Source organism: Nannocystis exedens, assembly GCF_002343915.1.
GTDB lineage: Bacteria > Myxococcota_A > Polyangia > Nannocystales > Nannocystaceae > Nannocystis > Nannocystis exedens.
The window spans coordinates 9569383-9589678 of the sequence record NZ_NETK01000001.1 but is presented as its reverse complement, the minus strand read 5'-3'; the positions used below and the strand labels follow the sequence as shown (position 1 = coordinate 9589678).

Annotated in this window: 16 protein-coding genes; 12 read left to right on the top strand and 4 right to left on the bottom strand. The window is 73.0% G+C overall.

The window, feature by feature from the left end:
- The first annotated feature begins 207 nt into the window (after positions 1 to 207).
- The 9 genes from NAEX_RS37385 to NAEX_RS37350 all read left to right on the top strand — a co-directional run bounded on the left by NAEX_RS37385 (position 208) and on the right by NAEX_RS37350 (position 11069).
- Positions 208 to 1899 (top strand): DUF1592 domain-containing protein, encoded by a 1692-nt coding sequence (locus tag NAEX_RS37385; protein WP_211302540.1) that lies wholly within the window; start codon positions 208 to 210, stop codon positions 1897 to 1899.
- Entirely contained in the window at positions 1896 to 3278 is a 1383-nt protein-coding gene (locus NAEX_RS37380; protein ID WP_096332247.1) for a DUF1552 domain-containing protein, read from the top strand. The genes NAEX_RS37385 and NAEX_RS37380 overlap by 4 nt, the downstream gene beginning before the upstream one ends.
- A gap of 5 nt (positions 3279 to 3283) precedes the next feature.
- Complete coding sequence (locus NAEX_RS37375; protein WP_143141137.1) at positions 3284 to 4273, top strand: hypothetical protein; 990 nt, start codon at positions 3284 to 3286, stop codon at positions 4271 to 4273.
- Positions 4274 to 4849: 576 nt separating this feature from the next.
- Positions 4850 to 5332: an STAS domain-containing protein gene (locus NAEX_RS37370; RefSeq protein ID WP_143141136.1), complete on the top strand. Its 483-nt coding sequence runs from the start codon at positions 4850 to 4852 to the stop codon at positions 5330 to 5332.
- Positions 5289 to 6404 carry an STAS domain-containing protein gene (locus tag NAEX_RS37365; protein WP_096332244.1) on the top strand — a complete coding sequence of 372 codons (1116 nt, stop codon included), beginning with the start codon at positions 5289 to 5291 and terminating at the stop codon, positions 6402 to 6404. The genes NAEX_RS37370 and NAEX_RS37365 overlap by 44 nt, the downstream gene beginning before the upstream one ends.
- A complete protein-coding gene (locus tag NAEX_RS37360; protein WP_096332243.1) occupies positions 6397 to 7188 on the top strand; it encodes a PAS domain S-box protein in 792 nt (263 codons plus the stop codon). The genes NAEX_RS37365 and NAEX_RS37360 overlap by 8 nt, the downstream gene beginning before the upstream one ends.
- A gap of 135 nt (positions 7189 to 7323) precedes the next feature.
- Positions 7324 to 7488, top strand: a complete 165-nt coding sequence (locus NAEX_RS51335; RefSeq protein WP_170136335.1) for a hypothetical protein — start codon at positions 7324 to 7326, stop codon at positions 7486 to 7488.
- 80 nt (positions 7489 to 7568) lie between these two features.
- Positions 7569 to 9098 (top strand): M28 family metallopeptidase, encoded by a 1530-nt coding sequence (locus NAEX_RS37355; protein ID WP_143141135.1) that lies wholly within the window; start codon positions 7569 to 7571, stop codon positions 9096 to 9098.
- 429 nt (positions 9099 to 9527) lie between these two features.
- Positions 9528 to 11069, top strand: coding sequence for a sensor histidine kinase (locus NAEX_RS37350; protein WP_096332241.1), 1542 nt, complete (start codon positions 9528 to 9530; stop codon positions 11067 to 11069).
- Between the two features lie 81 nt (positions 11070 to 11150).
- Here NAEX_RS37350 and NAEX_RS37345 read toward each other — a convergent pair whose 3' ends face one another.
- Complete coding sequence (locus NAEX_RS37345; RefSeq protein ID WP_096332240.1) at positions 11151 to 11483, bottom strand: DMT family transporter; 333 nt, start codon at positions 11481 to 11483, stop codon at positions 11151 to 11153.
- 617 nt (positions 11484 to 12100) lie between these two features.
- On the opposite strand from NAEX_RS37345, the gene NAEX_RS37340 reads away from it, so the two are divergent.
- Positions 12101 to 13795, top strand: a complete 1695-nt coding sequence (locus NAEX_RS37340) for a cation:proton antiporter domain-containing protein (RefSeq protein WP_096332239.1) — start codon at positions 12101 to 12103, stop codon at positions 13793 to 13795.
- A gap of 64 nt (positions 13796 to 13859) precedes the next feature.
- Here NAEX_RS37340 and NAEX_RS37335 read toward each other — a convergent pair whose 3' ends face one another.
- Together NAEX_RS37335 and NAEX_RS37330 are read right to left on the bottom strand one after the other, a co-directional pair.
- The gene (locus NAEX_RS37335) at positions 13860 to 15512 is read right to left on the bottom strand and encodes an ATP-dependent nuclease (RefSeq protein ID WP_096332238.1); all 1653 of its coding nucleotides are present in this window, start codon (positions 15510 to 15512) and stop codon (positions 13860 to 13862) included.
- Positions 15513 to 15565: 53 nt separating this feature from the next.
- Complete coding sequence (locus tag NAEX_RS37330; protein WP_143141134.1) at positions 15566 to 16669, bottom strand: hypothetical protein; 1104 nt, start codon at positions 16667 to 16669, stop codon at positions 15566 to 15568.
- A 515-nt stretch (positions 16670 to 17184) separates the two neighbouring features.
- Between NAEX_RS37330 and NAEX_RS51330 the strand changes: the two genes are divergently transcribed.
- A complete protein-coding gene (locus tag NAEX_RS51330; RefSeq protein WP_170136334.1) occupies positions 17185 to 18339 on the top strand; it encodes a hypothetical protein in 1155 nt (384 codons plus the stop codon).
- A 25-nt stretch (positions 18340 to 18364) separates the two neighbouring features.
- Positions 18365 to 19468 (top strand): isoaspartyl peptidase/L-asparaginase, encoded by a 1104-nt coding sequence (locus tag NAEX_RS37325; protein ID WP_170136333.1) that lies wholly within the window; start codon positions 18365 to 18367, stop codon positions 19466 to 19468.
- A 198-nt stretch (positions 19469 to 19666) separates the two neighbouring features.
- Here the strand turns inward: NAEX_RS37325 and NAEX_RS37320 are convergent, their stop codons facing one another.
- Complete coding sequence (locus NAEX_RS37320) at positions 19667 to 20221, bottom strand: hypothetical protein (RefSeq protein ID WP_096332235.1); 555 nt, start codon at positions 20219 to 20221, stop codon at positions 19667 to 19669.
- Between the last annotated feature and the right edge of the window lie 75 nt (positions 20222 to 20296).

The window sequence follows — 20296 nt, the reverse complement described above, 5'->3', positions numbered from 1 at the left end:
GATCCTGCTCGCGCTCGGGACCGCCCTGATGGGGCTCGTCCCCCGCGGCCACCCCACCGGGCGACCCGGTCCCCGCCGCCCCCGGGCCTGACCTGTCCTCATGGACAGCAGCGTCCGCACGCGCGGGCCCGTGGGCCCGTCGCAATCCGTGTTAGAACGGCGGGCTGTATGGTGAGGCTCCCTCGGCTCGGAATCGCCGGTGCGCTGATGTTGCTCGGCAGCGCCTGCTACGACGACAACAGCGCCCGGGACAGCGACCAGGCCGCGAGCAGCAGCGGCGATTCGGCCGGCACCGACGCGCCGCCGACCGGCACCGGCGAGCCGACCGGCACCGGCGGCGAGACCGACGGCGACAGCGGCGACGCGCCCGAGGCCTTCGAGCCGGCCGAGCCGGTGCTGCCGCGCCTCACCGCCACCCAGTACCGCAACGCCATCGAGCACCTGCTCGGCCCCGGTTTGCCCGGCATGCCGCTCGAGCCCGACACCAACCCGTACCTCTTCTACAACATCGGCGCCACCAGCACCTTCATCTCCGAGCTCGGCGTGCAGCAGTACGAGGAGGCCGCCGACGCGCTGTCGCGGGCGGTGTTCGCCGATCAGGCCCGGCGCGAGGCGCTGGTCGGCTGCGTCCCGCTCGCGCCCGGCGACGGCTGCGTGCAGAACTTCATCGGCACCTTCGGCCGCCGCGCCTATCGCCGGCCGCTCACCCCTGACGAGCAGGCGCGCTGGACCGACGTCGCCGATCAGTTGTCCGAGGGCGACGTCTGGCGCGGCCTGCAGTTCGCGGTCGCCGGCATCCTGCAGTCGCCGCACTTCCTCTACCGCGTCGAGCTCGGCGAGCCCGACCCCGGCGATCCCACGCGGCTGCGCTTCACCGGCTGGGAGATGGCGACGCGCCTGTCCTTCCTGCTGTGGAACGGCCCGCCCGACGACCTGCTGCTCGACGCCGCCGGCCGCGGCGACCTCTACACCGACGCCGGCCTCGTCGCCGAGGCCCAGCGCCTGCTCGACGACCCGCGGGCCCGCGTCGCCCTGCAGGAGTTCTTCGCCCAGTACCTCGACCTCGCGCGGCTCGACCACGTCAGCCGCGACCCCGCGCGCTGGCCGATGTTCAGCCCGACCATGACCGCGTCGATGCGCACCGAGGTGCAGCTCCTCGTCGACGACCTGATCCACCGCAACGACGGCGACATCCGCCAGCTCTTCAGCACCCGCCGCACCTTCGTCAACGCCGAGCTGGCCGCGCTCTACGGCGTCGCCGCCGAGGGCGCCTCGCCGATCACCTTCGTCCCGGTCGAGCTGCCCGAGGACGGCCCGCGCGCCGGCATCCTCACCCTCGGCGCCTTCCTCACCATGAACGCGCACGAGACCATCACCTCGCCGACCAACCGCGGCAAGTACCTGCGCGAGCGCGTGCTCTGCCAGGTCATCCCGCCGCCGCCCGGCGACGTCGACACCGACCTCGGCGACGACGAGAACATGGACGCCCAGACCGTGCGCGAGAAGCTCGAGCAGCACCAGAAGGACCCGGTCTGCGCCGGCTGCCACTCGATCATCGACCCGCCCGGGTTCCTGTTCGAGCACTTCGACTCGATCGGCGCCTACCGCACGCTCGACAACGGCTACCCCGTCGACGCCAGCGGCAACCTCGACGGCACCCCGCTGGACGGCGCGCGCGACCTCGCGGAGGCGCTCAAGACCGACCCGCGCGTCGGTCGCTGCATCGTCAACCAGCTCTACCGCCACGCCACCGGCCGCCTGCCGGAGCTGTCCGAGAACCCCGCCCTCGAGGCGCTCGAGCAGCGCTTCATCAAGGCCGACCATCGCTTCAAGCAGCTGCTGCTCGACCTCGTCGTCAGCGAGGCGTTCCGCACCGTCGCCGAGGAGACCGACGTATGAGCTTCCTTGTCCGCAAACCGCCCCTCTCGCGCCGCACCGTCCTGCGCGGGGCCATCGGCGGCGCCGCCGTGGCCCTGGCCCTGCCGCCGCTCGAGGCGATGCTCGGCGAGGGGGCCCGCGCCGCCGAGCCGACCGGCGACCCGATCTTCGGCCTCTTCTACTGGGCCAACGGCGTCCCGTGGCACGCCGGCCACGGCCCCGATCAGGGCGCCAACAGCCCCGGCGGCGACGTCTGGACCCCGCCGACGATCGGCGCCGACTTCACGCCCTCGCCGCTGCTGACGCCGCTGGCCGCCCACAAGGTCAGCGTCGCCACCGGCCTCGAGCCCAAGACCGAGGTCCCGCAGCCCGACAACGGCCAGAGCGACGGCCACATGCGCGGCTTCATGGTGGCGATGACGGGCGACCGGATCCGCCCCGAGGGCTTCGACCACCCGTCGCACACGCTGACCTGCCTGCGGCCGACGCTCGACCAGTACATCGCCGGCCACGAGCAGTTCTACGGCAACTCGCCGTCGCGGTTCCGCTCGCTGTGCCTCGGCGTCAGCGAGGCCCGCTTCCACGACTACGGCCACTGGAACGCGATCTCGTTCACCGGCCCCGACTCGCCGGTGGCGGCGATCCACAACCCCGCGCAGCTCTACTCGATGCTGTTCGACGTGCCGGCCGACCTGATGGCGCTGACCCGCCGGGTCACCCTGATCGACGCCGTCATGGCCGACGCCGAGGGCCTGCGCGGCCGCCTCGGCGGCACCGACAAGCAGCGGCTCGAGGCCCACCTCGACCACCTGCGCGAGGTCCAGCGCCGCCTCGACCTGTCCTCCGGGACATGCGACGTCATCCCCGCCGCCCCCGGCGACTCGGCCGACGTCATCGCCCGCACCGACATCATGGCCGGGCTCCTCGCCGCCGCGCTCAATTGCGGCCTCACCCGCGTGTTCTCGTTCATGCTGAGCTCGCCGGCGACCACCCACGTGTTCAACAACCTGGGCGTGCCGAACGGGATGCACCAGGTCTGCCACGACGGCCAGTGGGAGTACGTCCGCAGCATCACCGAGTACCAGATGCTGGCGTTCGCCCGCCTGCTCGACCACCTCGCGCTCGCCGTCGACCCGATGGGCGTCAGCGTCCTCGACCGCGCCTGCGTCTACGGCGTGTCCGAGTACGGCGAGGGCTACAAGCACAGCGTCGCCGAGATGCCGGTGGTCCTGGCCGGCGGCGCGAACGGCAAGCTGGTCCGCGGCTACCACTACCGCGAGCAGGGCGGCAACCTGTGCAAGGTCCACGTCACCATCCTGCGCGCGCTCGGCATCGACACCCCGAGCTACGGCTTCAACGGCGGCGAGACGACCGAGCACCTCACCGGCATCCTGGCCTGAGCGCCATGCCCGGAAGGACCTGCCCCTTGCAACCTGGCGCGCGCATCATGTCCCTTGGGACATGGCTCGCCGCCGCCCTCGCGGCCCTGCCCGCCTGCGCCGGCGGCGAGGGCCGCGACGACGTCTCCGGCGCCGCGGCCCCCGGCCCGACCGCGCCCGCGTCGACCGGGACCGACGCGACCGGCACCGCCGCGACCGAGCCCGACAGCACCACCGACGCCCCGCCGACGTCCACCGACGACGCCAGCAGCAGCAGCACGACCGACGGCGCCGACGACCCGCCGCTCGTGTGCGACCCGCTGACCACCTGCGGGGTGCAATGCGTCGACCTCATGACCGACCCGGCCAATTGCGGCAAGTGCGGCATCAGCTGCGTGATCCCCCGGGCCACCGCGGCCTGCAGCGCCGGCCAGTGCGCCCTCGGCGAGTGCGACGACGGCTGGTTCGACTGCGACGAGGACGCCGACAACGGCTGCGAGCAGCAGCTCGCCCCCGGGCAGATGTGCGGCCTCGTCTGCAAGCCCGACAAGCCCGAGGCCTGCAACGTGTTCGACGACGACTGCGACGGCCAGTGCGACGAGGGCGGCCTGCCCGGCTGCCGCGTCGGCGTCCACCGCAGCTCGAGCCCGACCCTCGGCCACCTCTACACCACCGACGCCGCCGAGGCGATGTCCGGCGATTTCACCCCCGAGGCGCTCAACTTTTATTATCTGTACTCGGCCCCCGGCACCGGCCTGGTGCCGTTCTACCGCTGCCTCAAGCCCAACGGCCGCCGCTTCTACACCACCAGCGGCACCTGCGAGAACGCGGCCACCCTCGAGGGCCCGCTGGGCCACATCGCCACCGACCCGCAGTGCGGCCCGACCCCGCTGTTCCGCCTCTACAGCGACGGCAACCACTTCTACACCACCAGCGAGGCCGAGCGCGACAACGCGGTGGCGATGTACGGCTATCAATACGAGGCCGTCGCCGGCTACGTGTGGTCCGGCCCGTGAGCGCCGACGCCTGACCGCCTGACCGCCTCCGCTGCGACCGGCGGCGCGGCTCGCCCGGACCGACCGGGGCTCGGCCTCTCGCCGCGCTCGCGGCCCGCGGGCCCCTGGGGCGCGCAGCGCCCGCCTCGGGCCCTCGCCGGGCCGGGCAGCGATCGCGCCCCGCCGCGCTCCGCTCGGACGCGTACGGTCTCATGGGGCCACGCGCGAGCCGTAAGACCGCCCCTGAGCCCCGTCGACACCCAAGCAAGGGTTGCACCGACGGCCGGCCACCCCCTCCAAACCTTAACGCGGATCGCGATTGCAGCATTCGCCGAACGGCCCTCGCGGTCCTGACAGTGCATACGCCATTCGTCCATTGTTCTGTCCTCCGCGAGCACCGCGCATTGCGTCGTGGCCCGCCTCGCAGCCGACGGTATCTTTTGCGCCGCCGGTCCGCCGCGTTCATGCGTCTACAGCCATGATTTCGATTGCGCCAGGCGGGCTCGTCTGTCAAATTGATGAAGTTTGGATGATTCGCCGGCGCGGCCGCTCACCGCCGCCTCGCCCGGCGTATACGACGATAGCGATGGGCTGACGATGGACGACGACAGGGCGCACTTCGAGTACCGAACACCGGTTATTCAGCTGTGGGGTCGACTCGTCGTCCCGCTGCAGGGCGACATCACCGATGAGGTCGCCGCGGCGCTCGTCGACGACGTGCTCCGGCGGATCCGCGACAGCGCGGCCGCCGGCCTCGTCCTCGACGTCACCGGCATGTGGACGATCGACAGCCACCTCTGTCACGTCATCGCCGGCCTGGCCACCGCCGCCCACCTGATGGGCACGCCCACGGTCCTTTGCGGGATGAGCGGGGCCATCGCCATCACTCTCCAGACCATGGGCATCGATTTCCGCCAGCTCCACACCGCCCTGACCCTCGAGGACGCGCTCGAACGCCTCGGCGTCACCGCGTGCCTCCGCGATATCGACCTCGAGGTTCAGGGCCCCCCATCGCCCGATAGAGGAGACCTAAGTGATGGATACGCATCCGCAACGTCCCCCCGAGACACCATCCCTTGAAGTATGCGGCCTCGAATACCGCTGGGACCTCGCCCGCGGCAGCTTCACGATCGGCGGCGTCCCGGGCGTCGCCTTCTTCCGCGACTCGTCGCTAGCGCGGCTCCTCGTCGGATTTTTGACCACACTCGGCCCGCACCGATTCGCGCTGATGCTGCTGGCCGAGGGCCAGCGCAGCATCGACGATGATTGGAGCATCATCGCCGCCCACCCCAGCTTCGAGGCCGGCTTCGCCGAGCTGGCCAAGTACGCATATACGGCCGGGTGGGGGCGCTGGGAGCTGGTCAGCATCGAGCGCGAGGCCCGGCGCGGCGTCTTCCGCGTCCACAACGGCTGGGAGGGCGCGATCCAGCGGGCGACCGCGCTCAACTGGGGCGTCGGCCTGGTCGCCGGCAAGTTCACCGGCTTCTGTCAGAAGTTGTTCGGCTGCACCTGCTGGCCGCGCCAGACCCGGTTCCTCGCCGACGGCGACGCCTACGACGAGATCGTCGTCGAGCCCTCGTCCCGCACCGTCGCCGACGAGCTCGACGCGCTGGCCGACGCCGGCCTGGCGACCAACGCCGACCTGCAACGCCTGCTCGCCGACCTCAAGACCAGCGCGGCCGCCCGCGAGCGTGCGCTCGGGGAGCGCGACCGCATGGTCGAGGAGCTGCAGGACAAGCTCCACATCATCGCCGAGCAGCGGGTCGCCATCGCCGCCCTCTCGACCCCGATCGTCCAGTTGTGGGACGAGGTCCTGGCCGTCCCGATCGTCGGGGCCATCGACACCGAGCGGACCGGCCGGCTGATGGAGAAGCTGCTCGCCAGCATCATCGACACCAAGTCGCGCTTCGCCATCCTCGACGTCACCGGCGTCGAGGCCATCGACGCCGGCACCGCCGACAACTTCGTCCGCATCATCCGCGCCGTCCAGCTGCTCGGGGCCCACGGCGTGCTGTCCGGCATCGTCCCCGGGGTCGCGCAGACGCTCGTCGACCTCGGCGTCGACCTGTCCGGCGTCCGCACCTTCGCCAACCTCCGCGAAGCCCTCAAGGCCTGCCTCGCCGAACCTGCAAGGAGCCGCCGTCATGCCTGATCTGCACCGCCGCTTCCTCGAGATCAGCGCCGAACTGATGTGCACCGCCAACAGCGACGGCTACTTCGTCGAGCTCAGCCCGGCGTGGGAGCGCGTCCTCGGCTGGACCCTCGACGAACTGCGCAGCACGCCGTTCCTCGAGCTCGTCGACCCCGCCGACCGCGAGGCCACGCTCGCCGCGATCGCGCGCCTCGCCAACGGCAGCGACATCGTCCGCTTCGAGAACCGCTACCGCAGAAAGGACGGCTCCTACATCGCCCTCGAGTGGGCCTCGGCGGCCCCGCAGGGCCCGGGCGAACCGATCTGCGCCGTCGCCCGCCCCCTCGCCACGCCCGACGCCGCCGACGCCGCCGCCGTCAGGCTCGGCGAGATCCGCCGCGAGGCGCTCACCGCCGCGGTCTCGACCCCGATCATTCAGGTGTGGGACGACATCCTCACCATGCCGGTGGTCGGCCTCGTCGACAGCATGCGCGCGGCCGACATGAAGTCGGCCCTGCTCGCCGCCGTGTCGCGCACCGGGGCGAAGTTCGCCATCGTCGATCTCACCGGCGTCGACGTCGTCGACACCGCCACCGCCGATCACCTGCTCCGGGTCATGCGCGCCGTCCAGCTGCTCGGGGCCCGCTGCGTGATCACCGGGATCCAGCCGTCGGTCGCGCAGATCATCGTCGGCCTCGGCCTCGGCCTGCCCGGCGTCGTCACCCTCCGCAGCCTGCGGGAGGGCCTGCGCTTCTGCCTGCGCGACCTCGGCTACGCCGTCCGTCGCGACGCCCCCGCCCCCTAGCTGCGTCGCCCGGCGCCGAGGTCCGGCGCCGGACCGTCGCCGCCGGCGATGTGGTGAATATCATCGCCACGCCGGATCGCGCATGGCCGCGCGTCCGCCGTCCGCTAGGTTTTTCCCGCAAGGGAGACGACCCGGATGTCCACGAAATTGTCCTTCGGCCTATTGATAGCACTGGCGACTGCTGCGCTCGCCTTCGACGATTGCATCCTGATCAACTTCGGCGAAGAGGACGACGAAGACAGCGAGCGCCGGGACCAGGACGTCCCTCCCCACCTCCGCGCCGACGCTGCGGCCGCGTGACGACCCCGCGCGCGGGCCGGCAGCCCGCGCGCGCCACCGCTCGCCCGCCGACGCGGGCGCCGATCGGCTATGTTGCTCGCGTGCGCCGCGAGCTCCGGATCTGCCGAACCTGGCCCCTCGCAGGGGCCTCCGCGCTCGCCCTCGCCCTCGCGCCGGCCTGCCCCGCGCCGCCCGACCCCGCGCCGGCCGGCTGCCCCGCGCCGCTCGCCGAGTCGATCGACGTCGCCGCGCTCGAGCAGCACCTGCTCGCCCTCGCCGACCTCGCCCGCGCCCACGCCGACACCCGCGCCGCCGGCAGCGACGGCTTCTCGGCCTCGGCCGATTACGTCGCCGAGCAGCTCGCCGCCGCCGGCCTGAGCGTGCGCCGCGAGCCGTTCACCTACGACGACTTCGTCCTCCTCGCCCCGCCGCGCCTGCTCCGGACCGACGCCGCGGCCGCCGAGTACGTCGCCGGCGTCGAATTCCGCGTCGCCACCTTCTCGGCCAGCGGCGACGTGGCCGGGCCCGTGATCCCCGTCGACCTGTCTCTTGGGTCAGGCAATGCCTCGACCAGCGGCTGCCAGGCCGAGGACTTCGCCGGCTTCTTCCCCAGCAGCATCGCCCTCTTGCAGCGCGGCGGCTGCACCCACCGGCAGAAGATCGACAACGCGATCCGGGCCGGCGCCGCCGCGGTCGTCTACTTCAACCAGGGCGACGCCCCCGAGCGCCTGGCCCTGTTCACCCCGCGCCTCGACCGCGGCACCACCCTCCCGGTGGTCGCGCTGCCCTACGCGCTCGGCGAGGCGCTCGCGCAGGAGAGCGACCTGCGGCTGCGCCTCGTCGTCGCGGCCGAGGCCGTCGTGCGCGAGACCGTCAACGTGATCGCCGACACCGCCCCGACCGCCAGCGGCCGCGTCGTCATGCTCGGCGCCCACCTCGATTCGGTGCCCGCCGGCCCGGGCGTCAACGACAACGGCTCCGGCGTCGCCGCGCTCCTCGCCGTCGCCGGCGCCCTGCCGCGCTGTGATCTGCGGCATCAGGTCCGCTTCGCCTTCTGGGGCGCCGAGGAGCTCGGCCTGCTCGGCTCGGTCTTCCACGTCGAATCGCTGCCGGCGGCCGAGCGCGCCGCGATCGCGCTCTACCTCAACCTCGACATGATCGCCTCGCCCAACCCGGTCCGCTTCGTCTACGACGGCGACGGCTCGGCGTGGCAGAAGGCCGGCCCCGCCGGCTCGGCCGCGATCGAGGCCGCCTTCACCGACTACTTCGCCGCCCTCGGCGTGCCGACCCGCGAGACCGCGTTCGACGGCCGCTCCGATTACTGGGCCTTCATCCGCCACGACATCCCCGCCGGCGGCCTCTTCACCGGCGCCGAGGCCCGCAAGAGCGCCCACGAGGCCCAGCTGTTCGGCGGCGAGGCCGAAATCGCCTACGACCCCTGCTACCACGCGGCCTGCGACGACCGCGACAACTACAGCCGCGAGGCGCTGCTCGAGAACACCCGCGCCACCGCCCACGTGCTCGCGGCCTTCGCCATGAACGACCCACCGCTGCCGGACGAGCCGACCCCCGCCGCCCCGCGCGCCGCCGTCGACGTCCACGCGCCCGAGCATTGCGACGATCGCCGCTGAGCCGCGCAGCCGTCGACCTCCACGCGCTCGACCTTGCGACGCCCGGTCGCCGCGCGCAGACGTCGACCTCCGCGCACTCGACCCTTGCGACGCAGCCGTCGACCTCCGCGCACTCGGCCCTTGCGACGCAGACCTCGACCTCCGCGCACTCGACCCTTGCGACGCCCGTCGCCTGGCAGCCCTCGACCACGCACCCGACCGCTGCGACGCGCCGTCGCCTCGCGCGCAGCTCTCGACCGCCACGCACCCGACCCGTGCGACGTCCGGTCGGCACGCGCAGCCCTCGACCTCCACGCACGAGCTCGCGACGACGTCGCCGCACCGGCGCCGGCTCCGCAGCGAAAGCGGGAAGCGGCGGCGAAGCGCCCACGTGCGCCCATCCACACCGGCGCCGAGTGCGACCGCCGCGGGTGCTACGTTGGATTTGGAATGCGCGAGCCTGCCGCTCTCCTCCCCGATCCCGCGCGCCGGATCGTCGACGCGCTCGCCGGTCTCGGCGGCCTCGACGTCGTCGTCGCCGTCCCGCCGCACGGCGCCGTCGTCGCCGCCACCGGGTCCGCGGCCGCCCTCCTCGCTCACTTCCCCGACGACCCCCGGCGCCACCCCATCGCCCGCTGCCTCGCCGGCGCCGTCGTCGACGAGGAGGTCCGCCGCGTCGGCGACAGCGGTCGGGTCACCTACGTCCGCGTGCGCGCGGTGCCGGTGCGCGACGCCGGCGGATCGATCCTCGCCGTCGTCGCCGTCCTCGCCGACCTCACCGCCGAGCGCCGCCGCCTCGTCGCCGCCGAGCTGCTCGACGAGGCCGGCCGCGTGCTGCTCGAGTCCCTCGAGCTCGCCCGCGTCGCCCAGCTCGGCGCCGAGCTGCTGGTCCCGCGCCTGGGCGACTTCTGCCTCGTCTCGCTGCTCGGCGGCGAGGACGAGCTGCGCCTCCTCGGCCTCGCCCACGCCGACCCGGCCGCGCTCGCGCGGCCGCTGCACGACCTCTTCCCGTTGCAAGATCGCGTCTGGGAAGTCCTTCAGGACAGCCGAGCCCGCCTCGTCGCCGACCTCGGCCCCCTCGACCCGCCGCTCCGCGACCTCGGCCTGCGCGCCGGCATCCTCGCGCCGCTGATCGCCCGCGACCGCGCGCTCGGGGTCGTCCGGATCCTCGCCGCGCGCCGCCTCGACGACGACGACCTCGAGCTCGCGCGCCGCCTCGCCGACCGGATCGCCCTCGCCCTCGACAACGCCCGCCAGCACGCCGAGGCCCTGCGCGCCAGCCAGGCCCGCGAGGACGTGCTCACCGTCGTCTCGCACGACCTCCGCAACCCGCTCAGCGCCATCACCCTCGGCGCCACCGTCCTGGTCAAGAAGCTGCGCGACGCCGAGGAGAACGTGGCCGTCATCCAGCGCAGCGCCGCCCGCATCGAGCGCCTCACCGAGAACCTGCTCGACCTCGCCGGCGCCCAGGCCGGCCGGACCACCGTGCTCGAGCGCGAGGTCGCCGACGCCCGCGAGATCCTCGAGGAGGCCCTCGCGCTGCAGAAGCCGCTCGCCGACAAGAAGGGCGTGCGCCTCGTCGCTCGCCTGCGGATGGCCCAGGCCCCGCTGTTCTGCGACCGCACCCGGATCGCCCAGGTGTTCGGCAACCTCCTCGACAACGCGATCAAGTTCAGCGCCTCCGGCCAGGAGGTCGTCGTCGCGGGCGACATCGTCGACGGCCAGGTCCGCTTCTCCGTCCGCGACCACGGCCCCGGGATCGACGACGCCGACCTCCCGCACATCTTCGAGCCGTTCTGGTCGACCGTGCGCGGCGGCAAGAAGGGCCTCGGCCTCGGCCTCTCGATCGCCCGCAGCATCATCGACGCCCACGACGGCCGCATGTCGGTCGCCAGCGACCACGCCGGCGCCGAGTTCACCATCACCCTGCCCCTCGCCCACGGCCCGGGCGGCGAGGACGCGCCGGCCGACGAGGGTTTTTCTGCCCCTTGAGACATGTCCCGGGAGACTGTCCCGCGCGCGGCCGACGCGTGGTCATGACATGTCTCTTGGAACATATCGCAGCGACGCCGGTCAGCCCTCGTGTCCGCCGCCGAGCTCGAGCAGCACGACCCCCGCGACCACCAGGCCGATGCCGACCAGCTGCGCCCCGGTCAGCGTCTCGGCGAACACGAACCGGCTGACGAGCGCGACCAGCACCACGCCGACCCCCGCCCACACGGCGTAGGCGATCCCCAGCGGGATCCCGCGGCCGAGCGCGAGCGCGAGCGCGACGAACGCCAGCACGTATCCGCCGGCCACGACCGGGTACGACCACCACGCCGCTCGCTCCCCCGCCGTGAAGCGCAGGAACGAGGTGGCGATCACCTCGAAGACGATCGCGGCCGACAGGAACAGGTACGCCAAGACGCACTCCCTGGACGCCTCGCACCATACCACGAGCCCGCCTCTCGCCCAGCGCGTCCGCGGCGCTCATGCCACCGGCGCAAGCAATGGCGATATTTCCCCTGCCCTCGTTGGACGATCCCGGCGCTCGTCGGCGGACCCGCCCGCGCGCTCATTCTCCGACGCAGGCCTCCGCGGGCGCCGTCCTCGAATCGATCGTCCGCGACGCGGCGCGCATGACACCGGCGCGAGCCTCCATCCGCCCGACCTGGCCCATCTCGCCGTTTCGCCGCGCTCGCCGGCCGAGTGACATGTCCGCAAGGACATCTCGCCCCTCGTCGGCCGGCGCGCCCGCGATTTCGCCGTCCTGGCGCCCGCGACGGCCCTCCGGTCGCTCGCCCCGCTGCCCTGGCCCCCCGACATGACATGTCCGCAAGGACATCTCGCCGCTCGCCCGTCCGCAGCGCGCGACCTGCGACGGGCGCCTGCGGTCGGGCTCGCTCGCCGGTCCTGCGATTTCACCGGCGGGGCCCGCTGGCTTGCGGCCCCGAATCCATCTTCGCGGCGAGCGTGGCCCGGCTTTTGCCGTATCCCCTCGATCGGCGACGCGGCCCGCCGCGGTTCGCATGCCCGCAGCGATGCTCCATCACACCCCCCTGCTCGACACGATCGCCGCTGGCCTGGTCGCCGCGTTCGCGCTCGGCGCATTGGCGACGCGCGCCCGGCTGTCGCCGCTCGTCGGCTACCTCGCCGCGGGCATCGTCGTCGGCCCGCACACCCCGGGGATCGTCGCCGACACCGCGCTGGCCAACGAGCTGTCGGAGATCGGCGTCATCCTGCTGATGTTCGGCGTCGGCCTGCACTTTTCGTTGCGCGACCTGCTCGACGTCAAGTCGATCGCGGTCCCCGGCGCCGTCGTCCAGATCGCGATCGCCACCGGCCTCGGCGCCGGCCTCGGCTGGCTGCTCGGCTGGTCGGCCAGCGCCGGCTTGATGTTCGGCCTGGCGCTGTCGGTCGCCAGCACCGTCGTGCTGCTGCGCGCGCTCGAGGAGCGGCGCCTGCTCGACAGCCCGCGCGGCAAGATCGCCATCGGCTGGCTCATCGTCGAGGACCTCGCGACGGTGCTCGCGCTCGTGCTCGTGCCCGCGATCGCCGGCGGGGAAGGCGGCGATCCGTGGCTCGCGCTGGTCCTCACCCTCGTCAAGGTCGCCGGCTTCCTCGCCCTCATGCTCGTCGTCGGCCGGCGGGCGATCCCCTGGATGCTCGAGCAGATCGCAGGCACCGGCTCACGCGAGCTGTTCACGCTGTGCGTGCTGGCGATCGCCCTCGGCGTGGCTCTCGGCGCGGCGCTCCTGTTCAACGTCTCGCTGGCGCTCGGCGCCTTCTTCGCCGGCATGCTGCTGACCGAGTCCGAGTTCAGCCACAAGGCCGCGAGCGACTCGCTGCCGCTGCGCGACGCCTTCGCCGTGCTGTTCTTCGTCTCCGTCGGCATGCTGTTCGACCCGCGGATCCTCGTCGACCAGCCGCTGCTCGTGCTCGCGACCTGCGGGATCATCATCATCGGCAAGTCGCTCGCCGCGCTGGCGCTGGTGCTGGCGTTTCGCCGCCCCTTCGCCACCGCGCTGACGATCTCCGTCAGTTTGGCGCAGATCGGCGAGTTCTCGTTCATCCTCGCCGGCCTCGGCGTCGAGCTCGACCTCATGCCGACCGAGGCCCGCGACCTGATCCTCGCCGGCGCCATCCTCACGATCCTCTGCAACCCGCTGCTGTTCGTCGCCCTCGACCGCTGGCAACGCCGCCGCGATCGGGTCGAGGCCGAGGAGCGGGCCGTGGTCGCGTCCGGCCCGCCGGCCCCCGAGGGCCCGTTCGTGCTGCTCATCGGCTACGGGCGGGTCGGCCGCGCGATCGCCCAGATCTTGCGCGAGCGCGGCACGCCGCTGCTGGTCGTCGACACCGACCCCGACCTCGTCGATCGCGCCCGGGCGCGCGGCATCCCGGCGATCTGCGGCAACGCGGCCAACCCCCGCGTCCTCGCCGAGACTCGGCCCGCCCAGGTCCGCCTCGCCATGCTCGCCATCCCGCAGGCCCTCGAAGCCGGCGAGGTCGTCGCCCGCCTGCGCGAGGCCAAGCCCGACATGACCATCATCGCCCGCGGCCACTCCGAGGCCGAGGTCGAGCACCTGCTGCGCCACGGAGCCGACGGCGCCGTGATGGCCGAGCGCATCATGGCGCTGCGCATGGCCGAGATGGCCGCCCACTCGCTGGCCTACCAGGACAAGACCGCCGCGACCGCCGTGGTGCCCGCGACGAAGGAACAACCTCCGGCGCCCTGAACCATGACGTCGATGACCGCCTCGCCGGTCGCATTGCGCACCGGCTCCGCGGTCGACGACCGGCCTAATGGCAGTCTTCGCGCTCGGTGCCGAGGAGCGGCGGCATGCCTCGCCGCCTGGGATCGAGGATCCATCGCGCGATCGTCCGCATGAATGTCCACGGCCCATCGCTCGACGGTCGGACATAGCTCGAATCACCGGGATCGGAGCCCATGCGCGCGAACATCCGGACGATCCACTCTCTCTTGTCGTCGCGCGGGATCTCCAGCTCGGGGAACCATCCTTCGAGCTCGCCCACGGGCACCGCGAAGATCCCGTACTCCTCGAGGTCTCGCAGGTATTTCTCCCACCCCTCGCGGAGCTCGGCCGGGACCGCGTGCAATCCGAGCGACTTCAGCCGCTTGCGATCTTCCACGCCCCGCGCCAGATCGCCGCGCATCTGGCCCATGCCGCGCGCGATCGTCTCGGGCACCCCCGCCGCCGCGAGCAGCGTCTTCGCGTCGTCGTGGATCACCGCGTCGAGATCGACCAGCATCACGGCCGGGATCCCCAGCCGACGAAGCGCACCGGCGATCCTCGGGATCGTCTGCCAGTTCTGCGCGTTTACGAAGTGGCAGCTCTCGAGGCCCTCCCGCTGATCGAGGAGCCGCTCGTTGATCTCCTGATAGAACGCGCGGTCGGCGTCCGCTTCGCAGACGACCGCGCCGTCGTAGAACAGGCCGGAGAGGATGTTCGCCGAGCGCAGCAGCGGGTCGCGCATGAGCGGCAGCAGGTCGCCCGTCGACAACAGGCGCGCCGTCGATGCCCCGTCGCGGTAGGTGAGCCGGATGACGTTCGACTGGCAGCCCGCCTGGACGCATCCGAACACGAAGTCGGGGCTGTGGGTGGCGGCGAACACGTGCCCGTCGCGCTCGATCGCCAGGTGTGTGAGCTGCTTGCCCAGCTTGCGGGCGAGCGGAGGATGAAGAAACGCGCCGGCCTCGTCGAGGAAGATCAGCCGCTCTTTCCCCGAGAACAAATGCCCCCAGAGCCCCACGTAGCTCCTGGTACCGTCGGAGAGATCGCGGGGCGACAACGTCGCGTCCATGAAGTCCTCGCTCTCGCGTCGAATCAACCGGCCGACGTCTTCGGGCGGAGGTGTTCGTGACAACCGTAGCTTGAGCGGCCCGGCTAGCGCATCGATGACCGGGAACAGGCCGAACATCTCGGAGAGCAGGGCATGGAACCGGGCCGTGGCCTCCGCATCCCGGAAAAGACCGTCGAGGCGGCTCACGGGATGCTCCTTGAGCGCTCTTCGCTCGCCACCCGCGATTTCGTCGATGCTCCGGGTGACCGACAGCACGAGGCGCTGGGCGGACTCGAACCCGGAGAACAGCGAATGAGCGAACTTGTCACTCCGCAGGTCCGCTTCGCGCCTGTTCATGGCATAGGCGGAAGGGCCGGCGAGTTTCATCAAATCGGTGAGGCGGTCCAGGAGAGGCTCCCCGTGCACTGCGAGGGCCCATTCGAGGAGCTGGGCCCGATCGGCGCGCAACGTTCGCTCGCACACGATGAGGCGCTGCCTGCGTTGTCCGGCGAGCTCGTGGAGCGCCGTGCTCTTGCCGGACGAGTTGGGGCCGACGAACACGTTGATGGGGGCGACCGGGATCGCCAGGTGTTGCACCTTCGCGCCGGCGATCGGGCGAAAGTGAAGCTCGATCGTTTCGTAGAGGGGCACGGCTGTCCTTTCTCACGCGATTCGCAGCGCTCGCACGAACGGGCGAGCCCGCCTCACCCCGGCGGCTCGATCGGCGCGCAGGTCGACACCCCCGCCCCGACGATGCGGATCGGCGCGTTCGCGTGGACCGTCGTCAGCGCCTTGCCGCTGTTGTCGCTGTCGTCGTAGTCGAGCTTCGTCACCTTGCTGTTGCCCGTCTGGCCGTTCGGGTCGGCGAGGGTGAAGAAGTAGAAGTCGCCGCCCCAGAACGCGAACGCGAACGCGTTCGTCAGCGGCAGGTTGTTGAACGGCAGCGTCTCGATCGCCTGCGCCGTCTGCTTGTCGAACTGGATCAGCTTCGCGTTCGGCACCCCGCCGAACGCGTAGAGGCGGCCGTCGCCGGTCCCCGTCAGCTCCGCCCCGTTGTAGTTCGTCGTCCCGAGCGTGTTCATCTGCATCGCCACCGGGTCGAACACCCCGAGCTTGCCGACCCCGGCGCCCTCCGACCACAGGCCCGCCTGGCCGTCCCAGTGCTGCCCGTACAGCTCGTCGCACGGGTCGCTCGCGCTCGCCGACACGAACGCCATCCCGAAGTGCATCCATCCGTTGGCGCCGGGTGTGTAGCCGGGGTCGACGCAATTCTGCGGATTGCTCACGTCGAGGCGGAACAGGTCGCCGACGTAGTTGCTCAAACCTTGCGGGATGGTCGTCTGGATCCACGCGAACCCGTCGCGGCCGACGCCCATCGAGAACGTCCCGTCGGTGGTCGGGCAGCCGAGCGGGCCGACCAGCGCGAAGCTGTTGCCGAGCGGATCGTAGGTCCACAGCTCGCGGTCGTCGGACAGCACGTAGATGAGGTCGAGCTTGGGCGCGCACGGGCACAGCGCGTCGTCGGGCCCGCCCGTCGTGCCCGGTCCGGGGTCCTCGCCGAGGTCGAATTTCGGGCCCCCGCCGCCCGTCGTCACCGCGCCCTCCGACGTCGTCGCCGCGCCCGTCGTCGCGCCTGTCCCCTGCGACTCGCCGCCGTCGCCGGTGGTCGTCGCGCCCGGGTCGCCCGGCAGCGTCAGGTTGGGCAGCGTCGTCGGGTACGTCCCCGCCGCGCCGGTCGCTTCCGCGCCGGACTCGTCGTTGCAGGCCAGCGCGAGGGCGACGAGCCACACGGGCGAGGGAGATCGCATTGCGGCACGCTATCGCCGGCCGCGCGCCAGCGTCAAGCCCACGCGCGCGCGTCCGCGGCGGACGAGCGGCCGTCGCCGCGAAAGCCCGCAGGTCCTTTCAGACATGTCCGAAGAGACACTATCCCGCGCCGCCGCGGCCGTGCTACCGTGGGCCCGTGCGCCCGGCCCTGCTCGCGCTGACCTGCGTCGTCGCCTGCACGCCGGGCGACGTCGGCGAGCGGACCCCGCTCGCCGCCCGCGAGCCGGCCCGAGATCCACCCACCACCGCCACGGCCCCCGCCGATCCGGCGGCCGCCCCCGCCTCCTCGCCCGCGAGCCCGCACGACCCTACCGCCGCAACCTCGCTCCCCGCCTCGCCCGCGCCCTCCGACGCGCCGTCCTCCTCGCCCGCGAGCCCGCACGACCCTACCGCCGCAACCTCGCTCCCCGCCTCGCCCGCCCCGTCCCTTCCCGCCGCCGACTCCCCCCTTTCTCGCGATTCACCATTGTCGACACCGCCCTCGCGCCTCCCATCATTGTCGGCACCGCCGCGCGACCCTGCCGAGTACTTCGCCCTCCTCGCGCCGCTGCGCTGCGATCGCGCCGTCCGCTGCGGAGAGATCGGCGCCTCCGAGCGCGAGCGATGCCTGCGCGAGCAGCCGCGCGCCCGCGTCCTCCTCGGCGTCGAGCGCGGCCTGCAGGCGGGCCGCTACCGCTTCGATCCGGCCCGCGCCGCCGCCTGTCTGCGCCTCCTCGCCGAGGCCGCCTGCGCCGTCGATCACGAGGTCCTGCCGGCCGGCTGCCTCGGCGGCGCCGTCCCGGCCGGCCTGCTCCCGGCGGTGGCGCCGGGCGGCGCGTGCGAGCGCTGGGAGGAGTGCATCGACGGCCGCTGCACCGGCGAGCTCGGCTGTCCCGGACAGTGCCGCGCCCACACGCCCGCGGCGGGCGGCCCCTGCGGCGCCGACACCCTGTGCAGCGACGGCCTCTACTGCGACCGCGACGTCTGCCGCCCGCGCGGAGACCTCGGCGCCCCTTGCGACGGCCACTGGCACGCCTGCCGACCGGGCCTCGTGTGCCAGGGCTACGTCGCCCCGGTGCACGAGCCGCACGCCTACCGGCGCAAGCAGCTCGGCGTGTGCGAGGCGCGGCCTGACGCCGGCCGGCCGTGTCACCGCGTCTCGCTCGGACACGACTGCGCCCCCGCTCAATTCTGTGACTTCAGCGCCGCCGAGCCCCGGTGTCGCGCCCGTTCGCCCGCCGGCGCCGCCTGCTCGTGGCAGGACGCCTGCGCCGACGGCCTGCGCTGCGACGGCCTGCGCCTGTCCGCCGCGGTGAACGGCGCGGGCGAGCGGCGCCTCGAAGCCCCGGGCGTCTGCCGGCCCGTCGCCGACGCCGACGCCCCCTGCGATCCGGCCGCCGCCGAGACCCGCTGCCCGATCGACATGCGCTGCGGCGACGACGGCCGCTGTCGCCCGCGCGGCGACACCGGCGCGACCTGCCGCGAACGCAACGACTGCGGCCCCTATCACCATTGCGAGCCCGCGACCCGCACCTGTCAGCCCGACGCCGCGCTCGGCGAGCCCTGCCGTCCCGATCGCGGCGGCGGCCGCGGCGACGCCGGCCCGTGCTTCCTCGGCGCCTGCGATCCGGCCGCCCGCCGCTGCGTCGGCGCCTGCTCGCGCGGCAATTGACGGCCGCCTGCGGCATGCTGTGCGCGTGCAGCTCCGCCCGCTCGTCGTCCTCGCCGCCGCGCTCGCCTGCGGCCCGCCGCCTGCCCCGAGGGACACCTCGCCTGTCCCCGCGGACAGCCGCCCGCAACCTGCCCCGAAGGACACCTCACCTGTCCCTCCGGCCACCCCGCCTGCCCCTCCGGACAGCCCCGCGGTCCGCGACCTGCCGATCCGCGCCGGCGCCGACGTCCCGGCCGGCCCGCTGGTCGTCACCCACGCCGGCGTCGGTTCGCCGCTGAGCGACGCCGACGGGGCCGAGCGCGCGGCCACGGCCGGCGGCGACGTCCTGGCCGCCGGCGGCAGCGCCCTCGACGCGGCGATCGCCGCCGCCGTCGTGCTCGAGGACGACCCGCGCTACAACGCCGGCACCGGCGCCAACATCCGCCTCGACGGCAAGACGATCCAGCTCGACGCCTCGCTCATGACCGACGACGGCCGCTTCGCCGCGGTGGCGGCGATCGAGCGGGTCAAGAACCCGATCCGCGCCGCCCGCCTGGTGCTCGACTCGCCGCACGTCCTGCTGGTCGGCGAGGGCGCGACCCGCTTCGCCCACAAGCTCGGCCTGCCCGACGAGGTCCCGCGCTCGCCCCAGGCCGAGGCCAAGTACGCGGCCCGCATGAAGCGGCTGCGCGAGGTCATCGAGGCCCCCGGCACGCAGGAGCCGGACTGGCGCCTCTACTGGAACTACCCCGGCGAGATGCCGCCCGACATGGTCGCGTGGCGCCACGGCGGCGACACCGTCGGCGCGGTGGCCCGCACCGCCGACCACCACTTCGCCGCCGCCCTCTCGACCGGCGGCACCTCGGTCACCCTCTACGGCCGCGTCGGCGACGTGCCGATCTACGGCGCCGGCCTGTTCGCCGGCCCCGCGGGCGCGGTCGCCTGCACCGGTCACGGCGAGGAGATCATCCGCCAGGCGATGGCCCGCACCGTCTACCAGGCGCTGGCCGCCGGCACCCCCGCCCGCGAGGCCGTGGCCCGGGCCGCCGCCGCGTTCGACCCGCGCTGGGACGTCGGCATCATCGCGGTCGATCGCGGCGGCTGGGGCGTCGCCGCCACCCAGCCGATGGCCCACGGCCACGTGCCGTGACGCTGCAGGCCGTGTCCGATCGGGCATGCCCTCCCTCGCGGGTATCGGTCATGTCCGTGCTGCCATGTTCGATAAGACATGTTCGCCGCGCCATGTCCTCATCGCCATGAAGGCTCCGACATCGCGCTCGCCAAAACCCGCGCCGACGCGCCTCGTCGACCACCCGCCGGGGTGCAGCCCTCCGGTCCGCCCGCGCCGTCAGGGCCCGGCGGCGCCGCAGCGGGCGCGGTAGCGCGGCAGCTCGGCGCCCGGGCCGTCGTTGAACTTGTCGACGAGCTTCCCGCTGCCGGTCCCCTGGACCAGCTGCAGCCGGTGCACGTCGCCGGCCCGGAACGAGCGCACGCGGGCGCCCTTGCCGTCGCGGCACGGCGACAGGCCGAGCTCGGGGCACTGCAGGGCGACGTAGAGGTCGCGCTCGCCGTAGCTGCCGGCCAGCACGCGCTTCACGGCGTAGCGCATCACCACCACGAACTTGTCATGGCCGCAGTGCGGGGTGCTGCGAGCCTCGACCAGCTCGGCCTCGACCTCGAGCTGGCTCGACGGCTCCGGCAGCGCCGACGGGTCGCCGCCGTCGACGTCGTCGACCGCCTCGTCGACCTCGGCCGCCGCCACCGCCGCGTCCGACTCCGGCGCGATCACGGCGGGCACCATGCCCGGGCTCGCCGAGGCCTCCAGCACCGGCACCGACATCCAACAGCCGGCCGGTCCCAGCAGACCGACGAGGGCGAGGCTCGCGACGCGCAAGCGGGTCACGGGACAATTCATAGCGCTTTCTCGCCGCGAGCACAGCCGAAGCCGATGGCGGGGCGAGCGGCGACGAGGCCGCAG

Coding starts and splice junctions, on each gene's coding strand:
- NAEX_RS37385 (WP_211302540.1), top strand. CDS start 208: ATGTTGCTCGGCAGCGCCTGCTACGACGACAACAGCGCCCGGGACAGC.
- NAEX_RS37380 (WP_096332247.1), top strand. CDS start 1,896: ATGAGCTTCCTTGTCCGCAAACCGCCCCTCTCGCGCCGCACCGTCCTG.
- NAEX_RS37375 (WP_143141137.1), top strand. CDS start 3,284: ATGCCCGGAAGGACCTGCCCCTTGCAACCTGGCGCGCGCATCATGTCC.
- NAEX_RS37370 (WP_143141136.1), top strand. CDS start 4,850: ATGGACGACGACAGGGCGCACTTCGAGTACCGAACACCGGTTATTCAG.
- NAEX_RS37365 (WP_096332244.1), top strand. CDS start 5,289: ATGGATACGCATCCGCAACGTCCCCCCGAGACACCATCCCTTGAAGTA.
- NAEX_RS37360 (WP_096332243.1), top strand. CDS start 6,397: ATGCCTGATCTGCACCGCCGCTTCCTCGAGATCAGCGCCGAACTGATG.
- NAEX_RS51335 (WP_170136335.1), top strand. CDS start 7,324: ATGTCCACGAAATTGTCCTTCGGCCTATTGATAGCACTGGCGACTGCT.
- NAEX_RS37350 (WP_096332241.1), top strand. CDS start 9,528: ATGCGCGAGCCTGCCGCTCTCCTCCCCGATCCCGCGCGCCGGATCGTC.
- NAEX_RS37340 (WP_096332239.1), top strand. CDS start 12,101: ATGCTCCATCACACCCCCCTGCTCGACACGATCGCCGCTGGCCTGGTC.
- NAEX_RS37330 (WP_143141134.1), bottom strand. CDS start 16,669: ATGCGATCTCCCTCGCCCGTGTGGCTCGTCGCCCTCGCGCTGGCCTGC.